General features: G+C 61.7%; 3 protein-coding genes. 2 read left to right on the forward strand and 1 reads right to left on the reverse strand.

What is annotated here, in order from left to right:
- The coding region (locus WEA77_RS09350) for a hypothetical protein (protein WP_368067608.1) at window positions 1-983 on the reverse strand (983 nt) is incomplete at its 3' end.
- Between the two features lie 539 nt (window positions 984-1,522).
- Here WEA77_RS09350 and WEA77_RS09355 point away from each other — a divergent pair.
- Both WEA77_RS09355 and WEA77_RS09360 read left to right on the forward strand, forming a co-directional pair.
- Entirely contained in the window at window positions 1,523-2,359 is an 837-nt protein-coding gene (locus tag WEA77_RS09355; protein ID WP_368067609.1) for a universal stress protein, read from the forward strand.
- 109 nt (window positions 2,360-2,468) lie between these two features.
- Window positions 2,469-3,092: DUF6629 family protein (locus tag WEA77_RS09360; RefSeq protein ID WP_368067610.1), on the forward strand; the 624-nt coding region annotated here is incomplete at its 3' end.

A 3,092-nucleotide genomic window follows, 5' to 3' on the forward strand; every position in this document is an offset into this window, starting at 1 on the left:
TCCCTTGCAGCGCCGAAATGCTCACCAGCCTTGCCAGGTTCAAGGCCGGCAAGTGCAAGATAGACCGAGCCGAGACCGCGATAGGCTGAGAGACTGACGGCTTCGGAGCGCAAGGCATCGCGGTAACTCGACACAGCCGACACGCCGAGGGCAACAGATTGTGCGGACGGCGCGTAGGCTGCCGCCGACGCCGCCATGGACGTCCTGAGTTGCTCGCCGCGATTGTACGCAATCTTCGCCAGCGCGGCGGTCGCACTGCCCGCAAGCGTTGGGCACGACCGGATGATCTGCCGCAAATCGGTTACAGCCGCGTATTCGTGCTCAGTGCCCCGGAGCTGGTTGATCCGCGCGTTAAGACTGAGACCCTGACACGCGAACCCTGCAACCAGGTCATCCTGGCGGGCAGCGAGCGCGCCGAGGTCCTGTGTCGCAAGTGCGTCCGCCGCGGTTTTATAGCACTCATCGGGCTCGCGGCAGGCCCCGCTCCCCGACACGGCTGCGCCGGTCAGGGCCTGCGCCTGTACCAGCCTGCGGCGCAGGATGAAGCGTTCATTAACATCATCAATCGAGGCGGCATTGTCCTTGCGCACGAGCGCGTCTTCCTGGTTTACAAAGGATTTCTCGGTGAGGTTCAGGGCAAACTGATAGCAAGCTTCGCTTGTTTCACAGGCAAGCGATGTCGTTCCACGCTCGCCGAGAAGGTTGTAGCCGGCGGCCGCGTTGAAATAGGCGGTCGCCCGCTCCACACCGCTCCGGTTGGCGTCTGCGGCCGCTTCCGGACCTGAACAGGCGATCGCCATACGTTCCGCAGACTGATCGGTCTCAAGCACATTGCGGCTGAAACAGTCTTTCGGACCGGTCCAGGCCGGAATGCCTGCGCCGGGGCCGGCGGGAGCCGATACACATCCGGCTGGCGCAGCAAGAATTGCAATGGCGGTTGCCAGCCGCACGTTGATGGTAGCCTGTATCAGAGCCAGAAACATCAGATCTTCCGTTTCGAGTTGCAGAGTATGCAGGAAGACTGGTGGCAGTTGCGGGCCGCTCCTATCCGCAAGTCTACTTAGTCCGGTGCAGGCAGTCGTTCGGCGCGGGGTCTCGCAAGATGCATGCTCCGCCGCACCTTTGCGCTCCGGAAAGGCGGACCAGACAGCGTTTCAGGCAGTATTCCTGCCTTCCGAAACAGGCTGGCGCCGGGTTCAGGTTTGTCTGTCTGAAAAGCATTGCCTGATGACTGGGAGATCCTTCGGACATTGCTGCGCCGGTATTGTTTCAGGCGAACCGCCATCAGGAGCCAGCGCGGCACGTGATTGGCGCAGGCCTGCAGCCGAACCCCGCCAGGATAAGTCGAACTACGGATAGCGTCCGCCAGGTCTTTCCCTGACCCTGGTCGCGGGCCTTAATCACGTGATGCAGGTTGCGCAGGCCGGCGGCTGCCGGATGCACGGGACCTGTCCCTTGAAGTGGGCCGACGAAAAGGAACGGAAAAACAGGGTTCGTAGTCCGTTGAAAGGGAAGAGTTGAGATGTCCTACCGCCGCATTCATTTCCTCGTCAGCGCGCATGGATCGCTGACATCGCTCGCTGCGATCGATTATGCTTGCGGGCTTGCGCACAGCATGGGCGCTGCGCTCGACGTGACCCTGCCGCAATTCGACGTGAAGGTGCCGCAAAACTGGTTCGCAGGCAGAATAATGGCCGGTATCGCCTGGGACATCGAAGCTACGATCTCGGCAAAGCGCACTGAACATGAAATGCAACTGAAACAGCGATGCGAAGCTGCGGGCGTCGGCTTCACGATTTCAGCGGTGACGGTTGATTGGCCAGGCGGGGCATCCTCCCTTGCGAGCTTTGGGCGAACAAGCGACCTTTGCCTGCTGGGCCTGACGCGAAGCCCGGTTGCTGACATCGCCGAAGTTGAGCCATGGTTGTTTTCTACCGGCCGGCCTTGCCTCCTTTCTCCCGATAACAGAACCGAGGCCGTTTCCCTGGATACGGCGGCGATCGCCTGGGACATGAGCCGATCGGCCGCACGTGCGGTCGCAGATGCCTTGCCTTTGCTGAAGCGCGCGAAGTCGGTCCACGTCCTCGTCGGGCGAGGAGAAAAAGGTATTGCTTCCAGCCAACCGGCGGCGCCGCTTGTTGCCTATCTTGCCGCGCACGGGATCGGCGCGGCTGTCGACGAGTTTGACGTTTCAGAACAAAAGATCGGCGACGCGCTTGTCTGGCGCGCCGCCAGCCACAACGCTGACCTGCTCGTCATGGGCGCCTTCGGTCACTCACGACTGCGCGAGTTTGTTCTCGGGGGTGCCACGCGGCGCGTCCTCGATACTACGCCCATCCCGCTCCTGATGTCCCACTGATCCGATCCGGCTGAATTATCCCCCGGCAGAGCAGTGTGCCAGGGCGCTTGTCTTCCCCTTGAAAATGGCGCTCGCCATCAGGGCCAATCAGAAACGATGAGATCACGCGATGTGCTTTTCGGAACCTGCAAGTTACACCGTTGCCGCTGCGTGTGCGGTCGCCGGGGCCTATTCGGTCTTCAGGAGCCCGTCACCGAATTACCTTCCGCTCGCCGCGGTCCCTTTGATCTTTGCCTTACAGCAGGTGAGTGAAGGGCTGGTCTGGAACGCCCTGGACCAGGTCGTCGGCCTGCAGGCCTCGGGATGGCCGGCCACGCTGTTCGTTTTCATCGCAACGGTATTCTGGCCGGTCTTCGTGCCATTGTCGGTCCTGCTCGCGCAAGAGGATGGACATCGCAAGAGGATCATTGCGATGCTGGCTGCGACCGGGTTCCTTGTGAGCCTCGTGTATGGCGCGCGGCTGTTGAACGCCGATGTGACTGCCAGCGTTGCGGGAATATCCATTCAGTACACGTCGCAGCTCAAGCCAGGCGTTTCACTGCCAGTCTGGCTGCTTTCGCAAGCGCAAGGCGGGAGCGACTGGATCCTGGTCCCCTATGCATTGGCGACCATTGGGGCGCTCGCCTGCTCGGCACACACCGCCCTTCGCTGGTTTGCGGGCCTGGTGGCCGCGGTAATGGTTGTCCTGCTGGCCGCGGACCAGACCATGCTTGTGTCCGTCTGGTGCTTCTTC

Origin of the sequence: Hyphomonas sp. (genome assembly GCF_040882205.1) — a bacterium.
Taxonomy (GTDB): domain Bacteria; phylum Pseudomonadota; class Alphaproteobacteria; order Caulobacterales; family Hyphomonadaceae; genus Hyphomonas.